The organism is Bradyrhizobium sp. MOS003 (assembly GCF_003020125.1).
Taxonomy (GTDB): Bacteria; Pseudomonadota; Alphaproteobacteria; order Rhizobiales; family Xanthobacteraceae; genus Bradyrhizobium.
The window spans coordinates 1,781,036-1,802,248 of the sequence record NZ_PYFW01000001.1 but is presented as its reverse complement, the minus strand read 5'-3'; the positions used below and the strand labels follow the sequence as shown (position 1 = coordinate 1,802,248).

At 64.3% G+C, this 21,213-nt stretch carries 22 protein-coding genes and 1 pseudogene; 14 read left to right on the top strand and 9 right to left on the bottom strand.

From position 1 onward, the window contains the following. Positions 1-55 precede the first annotated feature (55 nt). The 3 genes from kdpB to C7G42_RS08735 all read right to left on the bottom strand — a co-directional run bounded on the left by kdpB (position 56) and on the right by C7G42_RS08735 (position 4,094). Positions 56-2,170: a potassium-transporting ATPase subunit KdpB gene (kdpB, locus tag C7G42_RS08745; protein WP_106948518.1), complete on the bottom strand. Its 2,115-nt coding sequence runs from the start codon at positions 2,168-2,170 to the stop codon at positions 56-58. A gap of 18 nt (positions 2,171-2,188) precedes the next feature. Next, on the bottom strand, positions 2,189-3,892 hold the full coding sequence (gene kdpA / locus C7G42_RS08740) for a potassium-transporting ATPase subunit KdpA (protein WP_106948517.1): 1,704 nt from the start codon (positions 3,890-3,892) through the stop codon (positions 2,189-2,191). A gap of 112 nt (positions 3,893-4,004) precedes the next feature. Next, positions 4,005-4,094, bottom strand: a complete 90-nt coding sequence (locus C7G42_RS08735) for a K(+)-transporting ATPase subunit F (protein ID WP_049823729.1) — start codon at positions 4,092-4,094, stop codon at positions 4,005-4,007. Between the two features lie 429 nt (positions 4,095-4,523). Here C7G42_RS08735 and C7G42_RS08730 point away from each other — a divergent pair, with 429 nt between their 5' ends. The 9 genes from C7G42_RS08730 (at position 4,524) to C7G42_RS08695 (ending at position 9,994) form a co-directional block, all read left to right on the top strand. Continuing rightward, positions 4,524-4,991, top strand: a complete 468-nt coding sequence (locus tag C7G42_RS08730; protein ID WP_199580716.1) for a hypothetical protein — start codon at positions 4,524-4,526, stop codon at positions 4,989-4,991. Further along, complete coding sequence (locus C7G42_RS08725) at positions 4,988-5,290, top strand: hypothetical protein (RefSeq protein ID WP_502694187.1); 303 nt, start codon at positions 4,988-4,990, stop codon at positions 5,288-5,290. Before C7G42_RS08730 ends, C7G42_RS08725 begins: the two co-directional genes overlap by 4 nt. A gap of 132 nt (positions 5,291-5,422) precedes the next feature. After that, positions 5,423-5,677 carry a hypothetical protein gene (locus C7G42_RS08720; RefSeq protein WP_199580714.1) on the top strand — a complete coding sequence of 85 codons (255 nt, stop codon included), beginning with the start codon at positions 5,423-5,425 and terminating at the stop codon, positions 5,675-5,677. Positions 5,678-5,701: 24 nt separating this feature from the next. Beyond that, positions 5,702-6,619: a 4-hydroxy-tetrahydrodipicolinate synthase gene (dapA, locus tag C7G42_RS08715; protein WP_106948514.1), complete on the top strand. Its 918-nt coding sequence runs from the start codon at positions 5,702-5,704 to the stop codon at positions 6,617-6,619. A gap of 117 nt (positions 6,620-6,736) precedes the next feature. After that, positions 6,737-6,928: a hypothetical protein gene (locus tag C7G42_RS08710; RefSeq protein WP_106948513.1), complete on the top strand. Its 192-nt coding sequence runs from the start codon at positions 6,737-6,739 to the stop codon at positions 6,926-6,928. 48 nt (positions 6,929-6,976) lie between these two features. Next, entirely contained in the window at positions 6,977-7,354 is a 378-nt protein-coding gene (locus tag C7G42_RS08705; protein WP_349627522.1) for a hypothetical protein, read from the top strand. 98 nt (positions 7,355-7,452) lie between these two features. Continuing rightward, on the top strand, positions 7,453-7,581 hold the full coding sequence (locus C7G42_RS36105) for a hypothetical protein (RefSeq protein WP_283809843.1): 129 nt from the start codon (positions 7,453-7,455) through the stop codon (positions 7,579-7,581). A 151-nt stretch (positions 7,582-7,732) separates the two neighbouring features. Continuing rightward, entirely contained in the window at positions 7,733-8,368 is a 636-nt protein-coding gene (gene upp / locus C7G42_RS08700) for a uracil phosphoribosyltransferase (protein WP_106948511.1), read from the top strand. Between the two features lie 33 nt (positions 8,369-8,401). After that, positions 8,402-9,994, top strand: a complete 1,593-nt coding sequence (locus C7G42_RS08695; RefSeq protein WP_106948510.1) for an AMP-binding protein — start codon at positions 8,402-8,404, stop codon at positions 9,992-9,994. 3 nt (positions 9,995-9,997) lie between these two features. Here C7G42_RS08695 and C7G42_RS08690 read toward each other — a convergent pair whose 3' ends face one another. The 5 genes from C7G42_RS08690 to C7G42_RS08670 are packed head-to-tail and all read right to left on the bottom strand — an operon-like array spanning position 9,998 to position 15,389. Beyond that, positions 9,998-11,242 carry an acetyl-CoA hydrolase/transferase family protein gene (locus tag C7G42_RS08690; RefSeq protein ID WP_106948509.1) on the bottom strand — a complete coding sequence of 415 codons (1,245 nt, stop codon included), beginning with the start codon at positions 11,240-11,242 and terminating at the stop codon, positions 9,998-10,000. A gap of 7 nt (positions 11,243-11,249) precedes the next feature. Next, positions 11,250-12,416, bottom strand: a complete 1,167-nt coding sequence (locus C7G42_RS08685) for an acyl-CoA dehydrogenase family protein (protein WP_106948508.1) — start codon at positions 12,414-12,416, stop codon at positions 11,250-11,252. A 38-nt stretch (positions 12,417-12,454) separates the two neighbouring features. Then, positions 12,455-13,744, bottom strand: a complete 1,290-nt coding sequence (locus tag C7G42_RS08680) for a TRAP transporter large permease (protein WP_106948507.1) — start codon at positions 13,742-13,744, stop codon at positions 12,455-12,457. 12 nt (positions 13,745-13,756) lie between these two features. After that, positions 13,757-14,305, bottom strand: coding sequence for a TRAP transporter small permease (locus C7G42_RS08675; protein ID WP_106948506.1), 549 nt, complete (start codon positions 14,303-14,305; stop codon positions 13,757-13,759). Positions 14,306-14,360: 55 nt separating this feature from the next. Next, positions 14,361-15,389 carry a TRAP transporter substrate-binding protein gene (locus C7G42_RS08670; RefSeq protein ID WP_106948505.1) on the bottom strand — a complete coding sequence of 343 codons (1,029 nt, stop codon included), beginning with the start codon at positions 15,387-15,389 and terminating at the stop codon, positions 14,361-14,363. A gap of 226 nt (positions 15,390-15,615) precedes the next feature. On the opposite strand from C7G42_RS08670, the gene C7G42_RS08665 reads away from it, so the two are divergent. The 4 genes and pseudogenes from C7G42_RS08665 (at position 15,616) to C7G42_RS08650 (ending at position 18,929) form a co-directional block, all read left to right on the top strand. Continuing rightward, a complete protein-coding gene (locus tag C7G42_RS08665; protein WP_106948504.1) occupies positions 15,616-16,818 on the top strand; it encodes a CaiB/BaiF CoA transferase family protein in 1,203 nt (400 codons plus the stop codon). Positions 16,819-16,847: 29 nt separating this feature from the next. Then, positions 16,848-17,315: pseudogene (locus C7G42_RS08660) on the top strand (MaoC family dehydratase); the annotation flags it as partial. Further along, complete coding sequence (locus tag C7G42_RS08655) at positions 17,315-18,166, top strand: HpcH/HpaI aldolase/citrate lyase family protein (protein ID WP_199580712.1); 852 nt, start codon at positions 17,315-17,317, stop codon at positions 18,164-18,166. The pseudogene C7G42_RS08660 and the gene C7G42_RS08655, both read left to right, overlap by 1 nt. Before the next feature lie 22 nt (positions 18,167-18,188). Next, the gene (locus C7G42_RS08650) at positions 18,189-18,929 is read left to right on the top strand and encodes an IclR family transcriptional regulator (RefSeq protein ID WP_106948502.1); all 741 of its coding nucleotides are present in this window, start codon (positions 18,189-18,191) and stop codon (positions 18,927-18,929) included. Positions 18,930-18,993: 64 nt separating this feature from the next. Here C7G42_RS08650 and C7G42_RS08645 read toward each other — a convergent pair whose 3' ends face one another. After that, a complete protein-coding gene (locus C7G42_RS08645) occupies positions 18,994-19,785 on the bottom strand; it encodes a fumarylacetoacetate hydrolase family protein (RefSeq protein WP_106948501.1) in 792 nt (263 codons plus the stop codon). A gap of 210 nt (positions 19,786-19,995) precedes the next feature. Here C7G42_RS08645 and C7G42_RS08640 point away from each other — a divergent pair, with 210 nt between their 5' ends. Next, positions 19,996-21,210, top strand: coding sequence for an ABC transporter substrate-binding protein (locus C7G42_RS08640; RefSeq protein ID WP_106948500.1), 1,215 nt, complete (start codon positions 19,996-19,998; stop codon positions 21,208-21,210). The last annotated feature ends 3 nt before the right edge of the window (positions 21,211-21,213 follow it).

Below are 21,213 nucleotides of genomic sequence, written 5' to 3'. Positions count from 1 at the left end.
TTGTTCTCCTAAGTCTTCGTCATGGCGCGCGGCGCCTTGCGCCGCACGATGACGCTCAAGCCAGGTGCAGGGCGACAACCACGAGGTCGATCGCCTTGATGCCGATGAAGGGAATGACGATACCGCCGAGGCCGTAAATCAAGAGATTGCGGCGGAGCAGCGCACCGGCACCGACGGCGCGATAGGCGACGCCTTTCAAGGCCAGCGGGATCAGCCCGATGATCACAAGCGCGTTGAAGATGATCGCCGAGAGAATGGCGCTCTGCGGGCTCGACAGGTTCATCACGTTGAGCACGCCAAGCTGGGGGTAGAACGCCAGGAACATCGCCGGGATGATCGCAAAGTATTTTGCAACGTCGTTGGCGATCGAAAAGGTCGTCAGCGCACCGCGCGTCATCAGCAGCTGCTTGCCGATCTCGACCACCTCGATCAGCTTGGTCGGGTTGGAGTCGAGGTCGACCATGTTGCCGGCCTCACGGGCGGCCTGCGTGCCCGTGTTCATGGCGACACCGACGTCGGCCTGCGCCAGCGCCGGCGCATCGTTGGTGCCGTCGCCGCACATCGCTACCAGCTTGCCCTTGGCCTGCTCGTCGCGGATCAGCTTGAGCTTGTCCTCGGGCGTTGCCTGCGCCAGGAAGTCATCCACGCCGGCTTCCGCCGCGATCGCGGCGGCCGTCATCGGGTTGTCGCCGGTGATCATGACGGTGCGGATGCCCATGCGGCGCAGCTCGGCAAAACGCTCGCGGATGCCGCCCTTGACGATGTCCTTGAGCTGGATGACGCCGAGCAGCTTGCCGTCCTTCGCAACCGCAAGCGGCGTTCCGCCGGCCTTGGCGATCTCGTCGGCGATGGTCTGCACCTCGCGGCCGAGGTCGGAAAGCCCCGCCGGCTGGAGGGCGCGGGCGGCGTTGCCGGAGGCAACCGCCAGCGTCGTACCGCCCGCGACATAGTTGAGCATGGCATCGACCGCGCCCTTGCGCACCGACGAGCCGCCGGCATCAACGCCGCTCATGCGGGTCTGCGCGGTGAACGGGATGAAGGTGGCACCGAGCTCGGCCATGTCGCGGCCGCGGATCCCATATTTCTCTTTTGCCAGCACGACGATGGAACGGCCCTCCGGCGTTTCGTCGGCGAGCGAGGCGAGCTGGGCTGCATCCGCCAGCTCCTGCTCGGTGACGCCGCGCACGGGCCGGAAGGCGGTCGCCTGCCGGTTGCCGAGCGTGATGGTGCCGGTCTTGTCCAGCAACAGCGTGTCGACGTCGCCGGCAGCCTCGACCGCACGGCCGGACATCGCCAGCACGTTGAAGCGAACCAGCCGGTCCATGCCGGCGATGCCGATCGCCGACAACAGCGCGCCGATCGTGGTCGGGATCAGCGTCACGAACAAGGCGACCAGCACGACCACGGAGATCGAACCGCCGGCATAGGCCGCATAGCTCGGAATGGTGACGGTGGCGAACACGAAGATGATGGTGAGGCCGGCCAGGAGAATGTTGAGCGCAATCTCGTTCGGCGTCTTCGCCCGTTCGGCACCTTCCACCAGCTTGATCATGCGGTCGATGAAGGTCGAGCCTTGCGCCGCCGTGATGCGGACGCGGATCCAGTCGGATAGCACCTGCGTGCCGCCGGTCACGGCCGACCGGTCACCGCCGGACTCGCGGATGACAGGCGCGGACTCGCCGGTGATGGCGGCCTCGTTTACCGAGGCGACACCTTCGATCACCTCGCCGTCGGAAGGAATGGTGTCGCCGGCCTCGACCAGCACGATGTCGCCGACCTTGAGGCTCGTGCCCGGCACCAGCTTGAAGGCCTGGCCTGCGCCGGTCAGGAGCTTGGCCTGGCTCTCGGTGCGGGTTTTGCGTAATGATTCGGCCTGCGCCTTGCCGCGCCCTTCTGCCACCGCTTCGGCAAAATTGGCGAACAACACGGTGAACCAGAGCCAGAGGATGATCTGGAAGGTGAAGCCGAGGCCAGCGCCGCCCGTAGCGACATCGCGCAGGAAGATCACCGTGGTCAGCGCGGCCACGACCTCGACCACGAACATCACGGGATTCTTCACCATCAGCCGCGGATCGAGCTTGGTGAAGGAGGCGCGGATCGCGGGCATCACGATCCTGGGATCCAGCATTGCCGACACGGCAGCACGTTTTTGCAGTTTCATCGTATCCATGGAAGTCACTCCAGACTCTCAGAAGAGGTTGCCGGCGTTCATCGCCAGGTGTTCGACGATCGGGCCGAGCGCGAGCGCCGGAAAGAAGGTCAGGCCGCCCATGATCAGGATGACGCCGACGACGAGGCCAACGAACAGCCCACCCGTGGTCGGGAACGTGCCGCTGGACGGCGGGATCGACTTCTTCTCCGCAAGCGAGCCCGCGATGGCCATGGCCGGGATGATCATGAAGAAGCGGCCGACGAACATCGAGGTTGCGAGCGTCAGGTTGTAGAAGAAGGTGTTGCCGGTCAGGCCAGCAAAGGCCGAGCCGTTGTTGCCGGTCGCCGAGGTGAAGGCGTAGAGCACCTCGGTGAAGCCATGCGGTCCGGCATTCGCCATCGAGGCGACGGCCGCCGGATAGACCACGCCGACGGCGGTCCAGCCAAGGATCATGAGCGGCAGCACCAGGATGGCCAGCATCGCCATCTTAACCTCGCGCGCCTCGATCTTCTTGCCGACATATTCCGGGGTGCGGCCGACCATCAATCCGGCGACGAAGATCGCGAGGATGACGAACAGCAGCATGCCGTACATGCCCGCGCCGACGCCGCCGATGATGATCTCGCCGAGCTCCATGTTGATCAGCGGGATCATGCCGCCGAGCGCGGTGAAGCTGTCATGCATGGCGTTGACGGCACCGCACGAGGCCGCCGTCGTGACGACCGCGAACAGCGAGGACGCCACGATGCCGAAGCGGACCTCCTTGCCCTCCATGTTGCCGCCGGTCAGGCCCAGCGCATGGAGCATCGAGGTCCCGTTCGCTTCCGCCCAATAGGTGATGGCGACGCCTGCGACGAACAGCACACCCATCACGGACAGGACCGCCCAGCCCTGGCGCTGGTTGCCGACCATGCGCCCGAACACGTTGGTGAGCGCGGCGCCGAGCGCGAAGATCGAGAGCATCTGCACGAAGTTGGACAGCGCGGTCGGGTTTTCGAAGGGGTGCGCCGCGTTGGCGTTGAAGAAGCCGCCGCCATTGGTGCCGAGCATCTTGATCGCGACCTGGGAGGCGACAGGGCCGACCGCGATGGTCTGCTTGGCGCCCTCGAGCGTGGTCGCCTCGATATAGGGGCCGAGCGTCTGCGGCATGCCCTGCCAGACCAGGAACAGCGTGTAGACCACGCAGATCGGCAACAGGACGTAGAGCGTGCAGCGAGTGACGTCGACCCAGAAATTGCCGACCGTGCGCATCGAGGCGCGCGAGAAGCCGCGGATCAAGGCCATCGCCAGCGCGATGCCGGTCGCCGCCGACAGGAAGTTCTGGTGCGTCAGGCCGAGCATTTGCACGAGATAGGACAGCGTGCTCTCGCCGCCGTAGTTCTGCCAGTTGGTGTTGGTGATGAAAGAGACCGCGGTGTTGAAGGATAGATCCTCGGCGACCGCGCCCTGGCCTGCCGGATTGAAGGGCAGCACGGCCTGGAGACGCATCACACCGTAGATGATGAGGAAGCCGCCGACATGGAACAGCAGCATGGCAACGGTGTAAGTCAGCCAATGCTGCTCGCGCTTCTCGTCGACGCCGGAAATCCAGTAGATGCCGGCCTCGATCGGGCGCAGCACCGGCGACAGGAACGTCCGCTCGCCATTGAACACGCGCGTCATGTACCAGCCAAGCGGCTTGGTCAGCGCGACGATGATCGCGCAAAAAAGAATGATCTGGAGCCAACCGATCATAGTCATGGCATTAACCCTTCAGACTTTGTGGCCGCCGAAGAAGCGGCAGCAGCAACGCAAGCAGGCAGGTGACGAGCGCGGCGTCGGCCAGCAGCAATTCGAGAAGCAGCAGCACCGGTCAGAACCGCTCGGGCCGCAGCAGCGCATAGGTGAGGTAGGCCAGCAGGCCGAACGAGACGGCACCGGCGAGCGCATAATCGAAGATCATGGTTTGCTCCGTCACAGCCGTTCGCAGGCATAGGTGTAGCCGATCGCAAGGGCGAAAAAAGCGAAGCCCAGCGCCAGCATCAGAATGTCCATCATGGGAATGCTCCTCGTTGCGCCATCCAATCCGGCGCAACTTTCTTTCGGCGACCCGGCGGCGCGCGAAGGAAATGCAACGCATTTCAGCTGGCACAGCCGGGATTTTTACCGTGCTGAAGTGCCATCCCGGACATAGGTTTTCGAGATGAGGGCTATGGCGAGAATATAGGAATCTCATAAAGGCCGGCGGTGGTGCTCGCTTTCGGCCTCCTCCACCCCGCCACTTATGACATCCCTATATCTCCGCCCTATTCTCCATCTCGTTTTCCAACGCCCATTTGGCCATTTTGAAGCCGCCGGCCGACTGACCGACGCCAACTCCAGGAGGCCTGACATGACCGTCGCTCTTCGACGCTTCGACCCACCTTCCCTTCGCCGCCAGCTTCGTGATGCGGCCGCAATGACGCGGCCGTTGATGCTCGACGTCATTGCGCGTGCCTGCCGGCGCGTCCCCACGCCCGGCGGAGGCGAACGCACCGAACGCATCATGCGCCTGATCGAAGTTGAGGCCTGGGCCGATGCGGCCCTGGCGCTGATCAAGCTCGAGCTGCCGCTGTGGCAGGTCCGCCGCATCGTCTATGACGAGGGTGAGTGGCATTGCGCACTCTCGCGCGAGCGCGAATTGCCGGACTGGCTCGACGCCGCGGTCGAGGCGCACCACGTTGACCTCGCGCTGGCTCTGCTGTCGGCCTTCCTCGAGGTCCGTACATTCGCTGCAGACGTGCCGCGGCCGAGCGTTCCCACGGTGCCGCCTGCTCCGGACCCGTTCTACGAGCCCGTCGGCTGCGAAAATTTCAGATGAACCAGCGGGAGATTCGCACCTTGCCGCAATCGTCGGACATGTCGCCGGTCCTGAGCCCGAGACGCGCAATCGCGCGCTTTGCCGTCCGCCTCGTACTCTTCGCCGCCTTTGCCGCATTCGGCAGCATCGGCTTCGGGCGGAGCCTCGCAGCGCTGCTCTGGATGTCGATCGTCCTGTGCGCCGCCGTCGCCCTCCTACGGCGCGAGCCGCTGTTCGGGTGCGCCCTCAATCATTGGGACGAATGCGCCGCATTCGGTGCGCTGTTCGCGCTGGTTCGTGTCGTCAACGAGCTGACCTGAACCCCCGCCTTTATGGCGCGCTTATGAGATCGCCGTGCAGCCTCACTCGAAATCATATCTGCTTGAAACGATATGGATCAGACGGTTGCGGGACATGCGCCCGCCGCCTCTGTCAATGGAAGGAATAAGTCCGTGAAACTCGTCGAACCTCCCTCGTGCATCTCGCCCTCGACCATCGTCTTCATCGGCCGCAACCACAGCGGACAGTGGGTCGCGCAGGAACAGAACGGCCTCTATGGCGGCCTGTTCGTCAGCCGCGTCCAGGCCATCAAATACGCACTGTTCGAGAACGGCCATCATCCCGAAACCATCGTCGAGCTGCCACGCGAGATCGAGCTCGACATGGGCAAGAGCCCCAGCAGCAATAGCGCACGCCGCGCCGCCTGAGCCGGCGCATACGGGCGAAGCATCATGTTCATCCCTCCCTCAGCCTGGTTCACCGGCTTCATTCCGGACCTGCCGACGCCATTCGATGCGGCTGACGCGATCGATCTCAAGGCGTTCGCAGCTCTCTGCGAGCACCAGGTCGCGGCCGGCGTTCCCGCCATCGTGGTCTGCGAGACGGCCGGCGAGGCACCGACGCTCTCACCCGCCGAACAGGGGCTCGTCATCCGTACCGCGGCCGATGTCGCCCGCGGCCGCGTGCGGATCATCGCGGGCGCGATGTCGAATGCGACCAGCCATGCCATCGAACTCGCGCGGCGGGCGGAGGCGGCCGGGGCCGATGCCGTCATGGCGGTGGTGCCCGCCTACAACAAGCCGATGCAGGAGGGCATGCTCGCGCACTTCCGCGCGATCGCCGGTGCGATCGGCTTGCCGGTGATCCTGCACGACGTGCCATCCCGCACGCTGCGCCCGCTGGCCGACGAGACGCTTTTGCGTCTGGTCGAATCCCGCCAGTTCGTGGGCCTGCGCGATGGGAGCTGTGACATCACCCGCCCGATGCGGCTGTCCCGGCACCTCCCGGCCGGATTTCGCTTCCTATCCGGCGACGATACCACCGCCTTCAGCTTCATCGCCGGCGGCGGCGATGGCGCGATCTCGGAAGTTACCAACATCGCTCCGGATCTCTGCCGCACGATCTTTTCACATGTCAGGCAAGGCCGGCTGCAATCCGCACGCTATCTGCACAAGCGCCTGATCCCGCTCATCACCTGCCTCTCCAGGGAAAGCCCGGCGGCTCTCAAGAGCGCCCTCGCCATGCTCGGCTTGCTGCGGCCGGACACGCGGCTGCCGATCGTGCCGCTCAACGCCGCCGGCCGGGCGGAGATCGCCAGGGCCTTCGCCGCGATCGCCGACGAGGAGCTGATCGATGGCGTCGGAGCCTGACTATGACATTCCTATAAAACGGCGCCAGCGCTCATCTCGCAATCCTACGCCGGGATCATCATCCTACGAGACGGATTAGGACGGCTCTCGCCGCACTACGGACAAGGACTTCCGAAGATGTCGATGTTGACCCACGACCTTGAACGGCCTCTCGCCTGGGCTGAGCGCCCGGTGCGAATCCCGACAGCGCGCAAGGCACAGCTCAAGCGCCTCGCGATCGGCGCGCTGACTTTGCTCTCGATGGGCAGCGTGCTCACCGCGCTCATTGCGCTGCGGACCGCAATCCATGTCTGGCATCTCCACCCCTGACCCGCCGCGGCAGACATCATGACCCTGCAGATGTGTGAGGAGGCCGCCATGGCCGCCATTGCTCTACAAGCCGTGCACCGCGCATCGAAGGCACGAACCGGGGCGCCTGATATCGGCGCGGCGACGGCGCTCAAGCCGCTCGATCCCGATGTCGTCAACCCCGCCATTCCCGCCTTCTTCATTGGACATAATCGCGCCGGCCTCTGGGTTGCCCGCGAGGCGCAGGGCCGCGCCGGCGGTCTCTTCCTGTTCAAGAGCTCCGCGGTCGAATTCGCCCACCGCCGCAGCGCGCCGGCCCGATGCGCACTGGTGTTTCCGGCCGAGACCTTCGAACTCGACATCGAGAACCAGGGCAGTCCGCTGGTCGCGCTTGCGACACGATGGCTGGACGCGGTGAAGCGACATCTGGCCCGCCTTGCGAGGTAACGACATGATCGAGCTCAAGATCGTCCTCCTGGTCGCAGTGATGAGCGCATTGCTGCTGGGCACGCGCGTCACCGCGCGCCCGGCCTCGGACGGCTAGCATGCCGCTCCTCAAGGAAAATCTCGAGCATGCGGTCGCAATGACCATCCTGACCATGACGCTGAGCCTGATCTGGGGCGCCATCCTGACGCTCGTGATCACGCTTGTCGCGCGCGGGCTCGGCGTCTAGCCCTTTTGCTCCGACCGTTAGTTGATCTCAGTTGCCTATGCGGCGAGCAACCCGACCCACAGTGCGGTGACGGCGTCCGCCGAGGCGGCCGTCCCGCGGAAAACGCCCCGCCGATCTGGCACAATTCCAGGGAATTGTGTAGAGCGGTTTCATGAGCACAGGCAATGTCAACGTCGTCGCCCACCCCCTGGTCCAGCACAAGCTCTCGCTGATGCGGGAGAAGGATCGCTCGACCAAGAGCTTTCGCGAGATCCTGAACGAGATCGGGATGCTGCTCGCCTACGAGGTGACGCGCGATTTGCCGCTGGAGCTGGTCGAGATCGAGACGCCGATCGCGCCGATGCGGGCGCCCAAGATCGCCGGCAAGAAGCTCACGCTGGCGCCGATCCTGCGCGCCGGCGTCGGCTTCCTCGACGGCATGCTGGCGCTGATGCCCTCGGCGCGCATCGCCCATATCGGGCTCTACCGCGACCCCGAAACATTGCAGGCCGTGGAATATTACTTCAAGGCGCCGCAGGACCTGTCCGACCGCACCGTGATCCTGATGGACCCGATGCTGGCGACCGGCAACTCGGCCTGCGCCGGCGCCTCCCTGCTCAAAGCCCGCGGCGCCCGCGACATCCGCTTCGTGTGCCTTCTGGCCGCGCCCGAGGGCATCGCGCAGTTCCAAAGCGAGCATCCCGACGTGCCGATCTGGACCGCCGCGATCGACGAGCGGCTCAACGACCACGGCTATATCGTGCCGGGCCTGGGCGATGCCGGCGACCGGATGTTCGGCACCAAGTAGACAGGTTGGCGCGATCGGGTTACTCCCCTTGCCATGAGTGCCAACGCGTTTTCGCTGCAATCGCTGATCCGGTCGGAGGCCGTTGCCGATCCTGCCTTCGTATGCGACGGCACGCCGGTCTCGCGCGCGGAGTTCACCGAAAGGATCGAGCAGACCGCGGCCTGGCTTGCGGCACAGGGGATCGGCAGGGGCGATGTGGTCGCAGTCTGGCTGGTCAACCGGATCGAATGGCTCGCGCTGCTGTTCGCCGCCGCCCGTTGTGGAGCGATCGTCGCGGCCGTCAATACGCGCTACCGCAGCGCGGAGGTCGCGCATCTGCTTCGTTTGTCCGGCGCCAGGCTGATGGTGGTCGAGGCCGCATTCCGCGCGATCGACTTTGCTGCGATCCTCTCCGATGTCGCAAAGGACGAGCTACCGGCGCTGCAACGGCTCGCCGTGGTCGGTGCGGATGCGATCCCGGCGCACTGGCCCTGCGTACGCTTCGATGCATTCGACACGAACTATCCGCCCGCTCCAGCTCAAGATGATTTCGATCTTCCGGTGCTACTCTACACGACCTCAGGCACCACCAAGGGGCCGAAGCTCGTTGCGCATTCGCAGCGGACGCTGGCCACACACGCCAATTCCGTTGCCCGTGCGCTGCAGCTTGATCCGCAGCGTCATGCGCTGCTGGCCATGCTGCCGTTCTGCGGCACTTTCGGCATGACGAGCCTGCTCGGCTTTGTCGCAGCCGGTGCGACCGTTCACGTGCTTGACGCCTTCGAGGCGGCACCGGCACTAGAGATCCTCAGCACACAAGGCATCACGCACGCCTTCGGCTCCGACGAGATGTTCCGCCGCATCCTGGCCCTCACCGATGCACCACGCCCGTTTCCGCATCTGGAAGTCTGCGGCTTCGCCGCGTTCCAGCCCGGCTGGCGCGAGCTTGCCGCAGAGGCCGAGGCGCGCGGCCTGCCGCTGTTCGGCTTGTATGGCTCGAGCGAGGTACAGGCCCTGTTCTCGATCGCCCGCGCCAGCGACGCGTTCACCGACCGGATCGAGGGCGGCGGCTGGCCGATGTCGGCCAACGCAAGGGTGCGCGTGCGCGACACCGAGACCGGCGAACTCGCAGCGCCCGGCGCTTCCGGCGAGATCGAGATCAGCGCGCCATCCCAGTTCCTCGGCTACTTCAACAATCCCGATGCGACGCGCGATGCGTTCACAGCGGACGGTTTCTTCCGCACCGGCGACATCGGCCGGCTCCGCGGCGACGGTTCCTTCGTCTACGAGACCCGCGCCGGCGATGCCATGCGGCTCGGCGGTTTCCTCGTCGCGCCCGGCGAGATCGAGGACGAACTCAAATCGTGCAACGGTGTGGCCGACGCCCAGGTGGTTGCAGTCGATCTCAAGGGCCAGGCACGCTGCGTCGCCTTCGTGATCCCGGCGAAGGAGCGGCCAATGCAGGAGACGCTGATCGCGCGCCTGCGCGAGCGGCTCGCCGGCTACAAGGTCCCGGCCCGGATCTATGTCGTGGAAGCCTTTCCCGTCACCGACAGCGCCAACGGCGTCAAGATCCAGCGCGCCCGGCTTCGTGACATGGCGATGGAGCGCATCGCGGCCGAACATTCGGGCTTGGCCCAACGCTGAACGTCACGTCACGCGAAGCTGCGCCGACAGAGCATCGCGGTGTTCGGGCGCGGCGATCGCGATCATGCGGCGTGCCCGCTCGGCAAGACCGCAGCCGCGCAACTCCGCGATGCCCCATTCGGTGACAATGGCATCGACGTCGGCGCGCGGCGTCGTTACCGTCTCGACATGGGCGACGATCCGGCTGGTTCCGTCGGACGCCGTCGCCGGCAGCGCGATGATGGCTCTTCCTCCGGGAGAGGCATTGGCGCCCCGTACGAAATCGAGTTGCCCGCCAATCGCGCCGATCGCAACGCCGTTCAGCGTCTCGGAATTGACGCTGCCGTCGAGCCCGACCTGAAGCGCCGAGTTGATCGCGACCAGCCGTCTGATCTGCGCCAGCACGCTCTGGCCGTGCGTGTAGGACGTCGGCCGCACCGCGATCGTCCTGTTCTCATGGACGAAGCGGTAGAGCCGCTGCGTGCCGATCACCTGGTTGGTGACCGTGAGACCGGGATCCATCCCCTTTTCCGCGTTCGTCACCGCGCCGCACGCGATCAGATCGACGACGGCGTCGTTGATCAGGCCGGAGTGGATGCCGACGTTGCGCAGGTGCGACAACGACGAGAGAATTGCCTCCGGAATCCGCCCGACGCCAAATTGAAGCGTGCTGCCGTCGACGATCAGGCTCGCCGCATGCGCCGCAATGCACCGGGAGACGTCGTCAAGCGGCGTCGAAGCCAGTTCGACGGGCGACCGGCGCGCTGCCACGCGCATGTGGATCGGCAAGCCCTCGGGCCATTCCGCGCCGAACGTAAAAGGCGCATCCGGATTGATCTCGGCGATGACGAGGCGCGCAGCGCGGGCGGCGTCGATGACGTAGTCGTTGGAGAGGCTCGCGCTCGAGCGGCCGTCACCGGCTTCCGCAAGCTGCACCAGAACGACATCTGCTCTGTGGCGGCGGGTGGCGAAGTCGGCACAGAAGGCGCTGTAGTTGCTCGGGATGACTTCGAGCCGTCCGGCCCTGGCGAGCCGCCGCGCATTTCCGATCACGCCATAGCTCTGGAAAGAGACGTTTGGTGCGCATGTTGCCGGGAAGGTTTCGGAGAATACCGGCCCAACCATCATGTGGAAGGGTGGCAGATCCGCCGCCTGAGCGATCAGCGCCTCGGTCAGGGTCACCGGCTCGGCGGTGGCCTGCCCGCAAACCACGAGATCGCCCTCACGGATCAGGCCGGAGAAATCGATCGGTGCCGGGGTACTGGGCACGCTGAGCCTAGTACGACTTGGCCTGCCCAAGCACCTTTTCCGCAATGAAGCTCAGCGCCAGTTGCGGGCTCACGGGTGCAATGCGAGGGATCAGACTTTCACGCAGATAGCGCTCGACGTGATACTCCTTGGCATAGCCGAAACCGCCATGAGTCATCACCGACTGCTCGCATGCGTGGAAGCCGGCTTCGCCCGCCAGATATTTGGCGGCGTTGGCTGCCGCTCCGCACGGCATGCCCTTGTCGTACTGCCAGGCCGCCGACATCACCATCAGCCAGGCGGCTTCCAACTCGACCCAGTTCACCGCGAGCGGATGCTGGATGCCCTGGTTCTTGCCGATCGGACGGTTGAAAACAATTCGTGTCTTGGCGTATTCGCTGGCGCGCGACAGCGCGACCTTGCCGAGACCGACCGCCTCCGCCGCGATCAGGATGCGCTCGGGGTTCATGCCTTCTAGGATGTACTGAAACCCCTTGCCCTCTTCGCCGATGCGGTCCTCCATTGGGATCTCGAAATCCTCGAAGAACAGCTCGTTGGAATCGACGATCTTGCGGCCCATCTTCTCGATCTCGTGGACCTTGATCCTGTTGCGATCGAAATCGGTGTAGAACAGGCTGAGACCGTGGGTCGGCGAGCGTACCTCTTCCAGCGGCGTGGTGCGCGCCAGCAGCAGGATCTTGTGCGCCACCTGTGCGGTCGAGATCCACACCTTCTGGCCGTTGACGATGTAGCGGTCGTTCTTGGCGACCGCGCGGGTCTTCAGCTGCGTGGTGTTGAGGCCGGTGTTCGGCTCGGTGACGGCGAAGCACGCCTTCTCGCGGCCCTCGATCATCGGCGGCAGCATGCGCCTGCGCTGTTCCTCGGTGCCGAACACGACGACGGGGTTGAGCCCGAACACGTTGATGTGCACCGCGGAGGCACCGGACATGCCGGCGCCGGATTCCGCGATGGTCTTCATCATGATCGCGGCCTCGGTGATGCCAAGACCGGAGCCGCCATATTCCTCGGGCACGCAGATGCCGAGCCAGCCGGCATCGGCCATTGCTTTGTGGAAGTCGTGCGGGAAGCCGCCATCGTGGTCCTTCTTCAGCCAATAGGCGTCGGGAAAGTCTTCGCAAACCTTAGCGATGGCGTCGCGAATGGCTTCCTGCTGATCGGTGAGCGCGAAATCCATGTTCTTGATCTCCTTCTTGGGAGCCGCGAGCTCCGATCCTAGCGCCCCATCTGCGAGGGCAGCCAGAGAATGATAGACGGAAACGCCACCAAAATCGCGATCGCGATCAGGTGCGCGATGAAATGCGGGAAGGTGCCGTGGAACACCTCCGCCACCGGCCGCTTGGCATAGCGGGCGACGATGAAGCAATTCAGCCCCACCGGCGGCGTGATCATGCCGACCTCGGCGGTGACGATCTTGATGACGCCGAACCAGATCGGGTCGAAGCCGAGCGTCTTGATCAGCGGCAGCACGATCGGCACGGTCAGCACCAGGATCGCGATCTGATCCATGAACGAACCGAGCACGATGTAACCGAACAGGATCAGGGTGATGATGACCCAGCGTGAGGTCGGCAGACTGCCAATCCAGGCGACGAGGTCCTGCGTCACATGCGTGAGCGTGAAGAAATAGCCGAAGATCGAGGCGCCGACGAGGATGGTCGCGATCATGCAGGTGCCGTGGCAGGCACTCAGCAGCGCGCGGTAGAGCGTCGCCGGGGTCACTCTGCGCTTGGCGATGGCCAGCACCAGTGCTCCCGCGGCGCCCAGTGCCGAGGCCTCGGTCGGCGTCGCAATGCCGAGATAGATGGTACCAGTGACGAGCGAGAACAGCAGCACCATCGGGCCGACCTGCCACAGGAGCGAGAATTTCTCGCGCCAGGACACCGGCTCGACGCGCGGGGCCCGCGACGGATCCTGCCAGACCAGGAAGTAGATCGTCGCCATGATGGTCGCGGTCACGAGCACCGCCGGAAGGATGCCGCCGATCAGCAATTGCCCGATGTTGACTTCAGCAAGGAGGCCGAAGATCACCAGCGCGACGCTCGGCGGGATCAACATGGCCAGCGTGCCTGAGATGGCGACGACGCCGGCGGCCATTTTCGGTTCATAGCCCTGCTTGATCATCGCAGGAAGGCTCGTCGACGACAGCGTCGCCGCAGAGGCCGTGGAGGTGCCGCAGATCGCTCCGAAGCCGGCGCCGGCCAGGGCGGTCGCCATGCCGAGCCCGCCGGGAACGCGGCCGATCCAGGCGGATGCGGTCTTGAACATATCGTCGGCGACGCCCGATAGCAGGACCAGCTCGGCCATCAGCAGGAACATCGGGATCGTGATCAGTTCGTAGGACGAAACCGTCGACAGCGGCGCCGTCTGGAGAATGCCGAACAGCGTGCCCGTGCCGCCGACCATCAGGAGACCGACCGCGCCGGCGAAGCCCATGGCGAAGCCGACCGGCGTTCCGGTCGCAAGCAACAGGAAGAGGAGGCCAAGTACGATGATGACTGTCATTTCAGGCCGCTCTTATTCGAAGCTGCGGGATTCGTCGGTCAATGGCGGCAACGGAAACAGATCGCGCCCCGAGGCAAGGCTGAGCAGATTGCCCACAAGTTGCAGCGCCAACCGCAGCACCAGCACGCCGCAGCCGAACGGGACAAGCGCTGCAGAAATCCAGGTCGGCCACGGGATGGCGCCGGCAAGCACGTCGTGCTGCTCGTAATTGTCCAACGCGCGTTCGAATCCGACCTTCGAAATCAGGACGAAGACGAACAATCCCGTAAGTGCGGTGACGATCTCCGACAGACGCCGCCCGACCGGCGGCGCGCGCGACAGCAGGATGTCGACACCGACATGCGCATGGACACGCAGGGTATCCGATAGTGTCAGGAAGAACACGCCGGCCATGAGATACAGCCCGATCAGATCGTAGGTGAACGAGAGCGGGCTGTTCATGACGTAGCGCATGAAGACGTCGGCCACCACCAGCGCCATGATCGCGAACAGCGAGATGGCCGCAATCACCGTGAGCGCGCGTTCGAGCACGCCGAGAACATCCGTTGCTCGCCTGATCACCTCTGACGCCCCTTTGCCGTGTCGGATCGAGTTGCTTGGCGTGTTGTTTTCCGAGTTACTTGGCGCCGCCGGCGGCGAGCAGACCTTCGAACTCCTTCAGGGCAGCGGATGCCTGCTTGCCGCGGCTGTCGAGACCGGACGCCCATTCCTGACTGACGCCCTTCAGCTTATCCTTCATCTCGGCGCGCGTGGCATCCGGCAGCGGATCGAAGCTGATGCCCTGGTCCTTGAGATGCTTCGTGGTCACTTCGCCTTCCTTGTCGACGTCGGCGCAGGCCTTCGGCGTGATCGCTTCGGAGGCTTCGTCCATCGCCTTCTTCACGTCCTCGGGCAATTTGTCCCAGACCGACTGATTGATGGAATAGGCGACGATGAAGCTGCCGAAGCTGACGCCTTCGGTAGCGTGCTTGACGAGCTTGTCGAGACCGTAGGAGACGACGCTGTCCAGAGGGAACAGCAGGCCGTCCATCGTGCCCCGCGACAGCGACTCGTAGGCGTCGGGCGCAGCCATGCGCACCGGCACGGCGTTGAGCGCGCGCAGCGTCAGGTCCTGCGCGCCGCCGGTCGTGCGCAGCTTCAGGCCTTGCATGTCCTTGATGGACTCGACCTTCGACTTGACAGTCCACACCTGATAGGGCGGCAGCACCACGGCCATCAGCAGCTTGATCTTGTTCGGCGCGTATTCCTGCTTGGCCAGGAGGCCTTCGCGCGCAATCTTCCAATAAGCGAGCGTGCCCTGGCAACTGGTCGCGAACGCGCCCGGCAGTTGCGCAACTTCCGACAGCGGCATCTTGTCCGAGACATAGGACGGCGCGATGTAGCCGATGTCGACCACGCCCGACTGCGTCAGCCGGAGCATGTCTGCTGCCTTGCCGATCTGCTGGTTCGGATAATACGTGAAGGTCACCCCCCCATTGGTGCGCTTGGTGACGTCGTCCATCCACGGCTTGAGCATCAGACGGACGAGATAGTGGCCGGCAGGGAAGGAGTCGGCGACTTTCAGCTCGAGTGCCTGCGCCTGCAGTGTCGAGACCGGCAGCGCGAGTGTGAACGCCGCGGCAGCCCAACCCAAAGTCTTCTTCATTTCGTTCTCCCTAGACGCGTCCCCACGCCGAAGGCGGCGGCTTGCGCCGCCGACCGTTCGGATCTCTCCAAATTCTTTCTTGAGATAAACGTACATATATGTGAATTTATATGTCAAGCATATGAACTACGCATAGGCCTATGCACATTTCACCGCCGAGAGCGAATTGACATCCACTCTTTATGAATTCTAACTCCACCTATATGAATATCTCCAACGAGGCCTCATGGGACCGCTCGCCGGCTTCACCATTCTCGACCTGACCTCGGTACTGATGGGCCCCTACGGCACCCAGGTGCTGGCGGACATGGGCGCCGACGTGATCAAGGTCGAAAGCCCCGAGGGCGACATCGTCCGCCAGATCGGTCCCGGCCGCGCGCCCGGCATGGGCGGCATGTTCAACAACGTCAATCGCGGCAAGCGCAGCATCGTGCTCGACCTCAAGAAGCCGGAGGGGCGCGAGACGCTGCTGCGGCTCGCGAAGCGCGCCAACGCGCTGGTCTATAACGTGCGTCCGCAGGCCATGGCGCGGCTCGGTCTCGACTACGAGACGCTTGCCGCGATCAATCCCGCCCTCGTCTATGTCGGTGCGTTCGGCTATGGCCAGTCCGGCCCCTACGCCGCCAAGCCTGCCTATGACGATCTGATCCAGGGCGCGTCCACGATTCCGACATTGCTCGCAGCCGCCGGCGACGGCACGCCCCGCTACGTGCCCGTCACCATCGCCGACCGCATCGTCGGCTTGATGATGGTCAACGCCATCATGGGCGGGCTGATGCACCAGCAGCGCACCGGCATCGGCCAGCGCATCGACGTGCCGATGTTCGAATCCATGACGGAATTCGTGCTGGTCGATCATTTGGGCGGCCTCACCTATGACCCGCCGCTCGACCACGGCGGCTATGCCCGCCTGCTCTCGCGCTATCGCCGTCCCTACAGGACCAGCGACGGCTATCTTTGTGTCCTCATCTACAACGACAAGCACTGGCGCAGCTTTTTCGAGGCGATCGGCCGGCCGGAGTTCCTGCAGCAGCCGCGCTTCGCCAATCACGCCGCGCGCACCCGGCACATCGATGAGATCTACGAGGAGATCGGCCATATCTTCGCAACGCGCGCGACCGGGGAATGGCGCGAGTTGCTGGAGCGCGCCGACATTCCGGTGATGCCGATGCACACGCTGGAGACGATCCTGGACGATCCGCATCTCAATGCGGTCGATTTCTTCCGGACAGTCGATCATCCCGTGGAAGGCCGGATCCGCCAGATGCGCGTGCCCTCCACCTGGAGCGTGACCCAGCCGGAACCCGCCGGCCCAGCGCCGGCTCTCGGCCAGCATGGCCGCGACATCTTGCGCGAGGCCGGCTTCTCGGCGGAGGAGATCGAGCAGCTGGCAGAGCAAAAAGCAGTTCACCTGGCCGCGCCGCCGTAACGGCAGCGCAGGCCAAATCGCACCGATACAGGGAGGAAACCGCGATGGCCGGACTTTATTTCGAAGACTTTTCCGTGGGCCAGGAGTTCAGGCATCCGCTGACCCGGACCGTCACGGAGATGGACAACACCATGTTCAGCCTGCTCACCCTCAATCCGCAGCCGCTTCATATCGACGCGCATTTCGCCGAAAAGACCGAGTTCGGCCAGCGCATTTTCAACAGCCTTTACACCCTCGGCATCATGATCGGCATGACGGTCTATGATACGACCATGGGCACCACCGTCGCCAATCTCGGCATGACCGACGTGACCTTTCCAAAACCGGTCTTCCATGGCGACACCTTGCGGGCGACGACGAAGGTGCTTTCGTTGAGGGAATCCAAATCGCGCCCGAAGGCGGGCATCGTCGAGTTCGAGCACCATGCCTTGAATCAGAACGACGAGATCGTCGGAAAATGCCGCCGCATGGCGATGATGCACAAGAGGCCGGTCTGATGCGTTCGATGTTGTTCGTGCCGGGCGATTCCCCGCGCAAATTCGAGAAGGCGAGCGAAGGCAAGGCCGACTCGCTGATCATCGATCTCGAGGACTCCGTCGTTGCCGAGAGGAAGCAGGAGGCCCGCGGGCTGACGCTGGCGATGCTGAAGGGCCGCCCCGGTCAGCACCAGCTCTATGTCCGCGTCAACGCGCTCGACACCGGCATGATGCTGACCGACCTCGCCGCGGTGATGCCGGGCAAGCCCGACGGCATCGTGTTGCCGAAGTCGCAAGGCGGCGACGATGTGCGCCAGGTCGCAACCTGGCTGGAAGCCTTGGAAACGGCGGCCGGCATCGCGATCGGCACCACCCGCATCGTCTGCGTCGCGACGGAGACCGCCAGCTCGATCTTTGGCCTTGGCAGCTACAAGGGCTGCTCCCCTCGCCTCGCCGGCCTGATGTGGGGCGCGGAGGATCTTTCGGCTTCGCTCGGCGCCACCGAAAAAGCGTCGGGCGGCGTGTTCCACAGCCCCTATCGTCTCGCGCGCGATCTCTGCCTGATGGCGGCGGCCGCAGCCGAGGTTGCGCCGATCGACACCGTCTATACCGACATCGACAACCTCACCGGTCTCGAGCAGGAGACGCGCGCGGCGCGGCGCGACGGCTTTTCGGCCAAGGCGCTGATCCATCCGAAGCACGTCGATGTCGTCAACGCCGCATTCGAGCCGACGGAAGCCGAACGGAGCTGGGCGGAGAAAGTGATCGCGGCGTTCGCCAGCAATCCCAATTCCGGCACGCTTCGGCTCGACGGCCAGATGATCGACAAGCCGCATCTTCGCGCCGCGAAGAAGATCCTCGGCCAGCCCTAGAGAAGCAGGACGCAACGCCACCATGATCGTTCGGCAAGCCGCAAACGTCCTGGAGATCATGGAATTCTTCGCGCAAGTGAAGAAGCCGGCGACGCTTGCCGAGATCGCCGATCATTTCGGCTGGCCGCGCTCCTCGACCTTCAACCTGCTCGCGACGCTGTCGGAGAAAGGCTATCTCTATGAGCCGCGGCCGCGCGCCGGCTTCTATCCGACGCCGAGGTGGCTCGCCATGGCGCGGATGATCTCCGAGGTCGAGCCGCTGCCGCAATGGACGCATACGCTGATTGCCGATCTCTCCGCCGAGACCGGCGAGACCGCATCGATCGTGGCGCCGGCCGGCGTGATGGCCGTGTTCATCGACGTGGTCGAATCCCAGGCTGCTATCCGCTATTTCGCCACCATCGGTCACCGCGTGCCGATCCACGCGACCGCGAGCGGCCGCGCGCTGCTGCTGCAATATTCACAAGAGGAGCGCGACTCGGTCTATCGCAAGATCGAGTTCAAGCAATATGGCCCGTCGACGCCGATCAGCATAGAGGCGGTGGAGACCGAGCTGCGCAACTCGATCGCGCGCGGCTATTGCCAGAGCTTTGCCGACTACAGCCGCGATCTCGCCGGCGCGGCGATCCCGCTGCCGATCGGCGACCGCCGTCTCTCGGTCGTCGTCGCCGGGCCGGAATTCCGGATCGGGCCGAAGGTGGCTGAGGTGGCCGCACTGATCGCCCGGACAGTCGATCGGCTGCGACCTAAGGCAGCGGCGTAAGTTACGGTGCACCGACAGTCCGCCCCCTCACCCCGCTTGCGGGGAGAGGGGGCGAAGGCCGCCGCTACACGATCTTGATCGACATGTCCGGCAGGCCCTCGAGCTTGCACAGCAGCACGTCGCCCTTCACGACGGGACCGACATTCTCTGGCGTTCCGGAATAGATGATGTCGCCGGCTTTCAGCTCGAACGCTTCCGACAGCTTTGCGATCTGCTCGGCCACGCTCCAGATCATCTTGCTGAGATCCGAGTTCTGCTTCACGGTCCCATTGATCGCCAGCGAAATGGCGCCCTTCTCGAAATGGCCGGTCTTGCTGGCCGGGTGGATCGGACCGAGCACCGCGGCGTGATCGAAGCTCTTGCCGATCTCCCAGGGCTTCTTCTCCGCAGCCATGCCGTTCTGGAGATCGCGCCGGGTCATGTCGAGGCCGAGCGCGTAGCCATAGACGTGGTCGAGCGCCTTATCGGCCGGAATGTTGGTGCCGCCTGATTTCAGCGCGGCAACGAGCTCGACCTCGTGATGATAGTTCTTGGTCAGCGACGGATAGGGATGATCGGCGACCTCGCCGGTCGCGACGTTCTGGATCGCATCGGTCGGCTTCTGGAAGAAGAACGGCGGCTCGCGGTTCGGATCCGAGCCGCGCTCGATCGCGTGCGCGGCGTAGTTGCGCCCGATGCAATAGATGCGGCGGACCTGGAACACCTGGCTTTCGCCGACGATCGGGATCGTCACCATCGGCACCGGAAAGATCGGCTTCGGTGCAGCCTGCGCAGCGGCCGGCGCCGCTTCGGCGATGCCCGCCGCCGTCATCGCGGCTGCGGCAGTGAGCACGTCACGTCGAGACGTCTTCGTCATGGTTCTATTCCCTGGCTTTGGGGGATTCGTTTCCTCGGAGGCGGTCTTAGAACCAAACGGTCGGCAGGCCAATGCCGCAAGGGATCAAACGCCATCGTCGAACAAAACCACGCCATCTAATTCGCCATTGACAAATTAATTCGCTCATATCTAATTTACCTCCGAACCAGCCAGCCGCGCCAAGCGGCCAATAAAACAGAGGGAACAACCATGAGAGGGCATCTCGCCTGCGCCATGCTCGCGGCCATGACTTCGGCTGCCATGACCACAGCGGCGACCGCGCAAGTCTCCGACGACGCGGTGCGGATCGGCGTGCTGACGGATCTGTCGAGCTGGGGCCGTGACAACTCAGGACCTGGCTCGGTCGAGGCCGCCAAAATGGCGGTGGAGGAGTTCGGTCCGACCGTGCTCGGCAAGCCGATCGAGATCATCAGCGCCGATCACCAGATGAAGACCGACGTCGGCGTGCAGATCGTGCGCGGCTGGTTCGACAACGGCAAGGTCGATGCCGTCGTCGACATCCCAAATTCCGGTATCGCGATCGCCGTGCACAACATGGTGCGCGAGCGCAACAAGATCGCCCTGCTCTCAGGTCCCGGGGCGAGCTCGCTGACCGACGAGCTGTGCAGCCCGAACACCGTGCATTTCACCTATGACACCTACGCGTTGTCCAAGGTGACGGCCTCCGCCGTGATCAAGGAAGGCGGCAAGTCCTGGTACTTCATCACGGCCGACTACGCCTTCGGCCAGCAGCTCGAAAAGGACGCTACGCGCTTCGTCAACGAGATGGGCGGCAAGGTGCTCGGCGGCGTCAAGCATCCGACCAACACCGCGGACTTCTCCTCCTTCGCGCTGCAGGCGCAAAGCTCGAAATCCGATGTCGTCGCCTTCGCCAATGCCGGCCAGGATACCGACAACGCCATCAAGCAGTCCGGCGAGTTCGGCCTGGTGCAAGGCGGCCAGAAGCTCGTCGGCCTCCTGATGTTCGACACCGACGTGCACGCGATCGGCCTCAAGGCCGCGCAGGGCACCTACATGACGACGGCATCGTACTGGGCCATGGACGAGGCGACCCGCGCCTGGTCGAAGAAATTCTTTGAGCGGACCAAGGTGATGCCGACCATGATCCAGACCGGCGTCTACGGCTCGGTGCTGCATTATCTCAAGGCCATCAAGGCCGCCGGCACCGATGATCCCGCCAAGGTGATGGCCAAGATGCGCGAACTGCCGATCGAGGATACATTCGTCCATGGCGGCAAGTTGCGCGAGGACGGCCGCGTCATCCGCGACATGTATCTGGCCAAGGTAAAGACGCCCGAGCAGTCCAAGGAACCTTGGGATTATCTGGAGATCGTCAAGACCGTGAAGGGCGAGGACGCTTTCCGCCCGGTCTCCGAATCCAAATGTCCGCTGCTGAAGAAGTGAGGT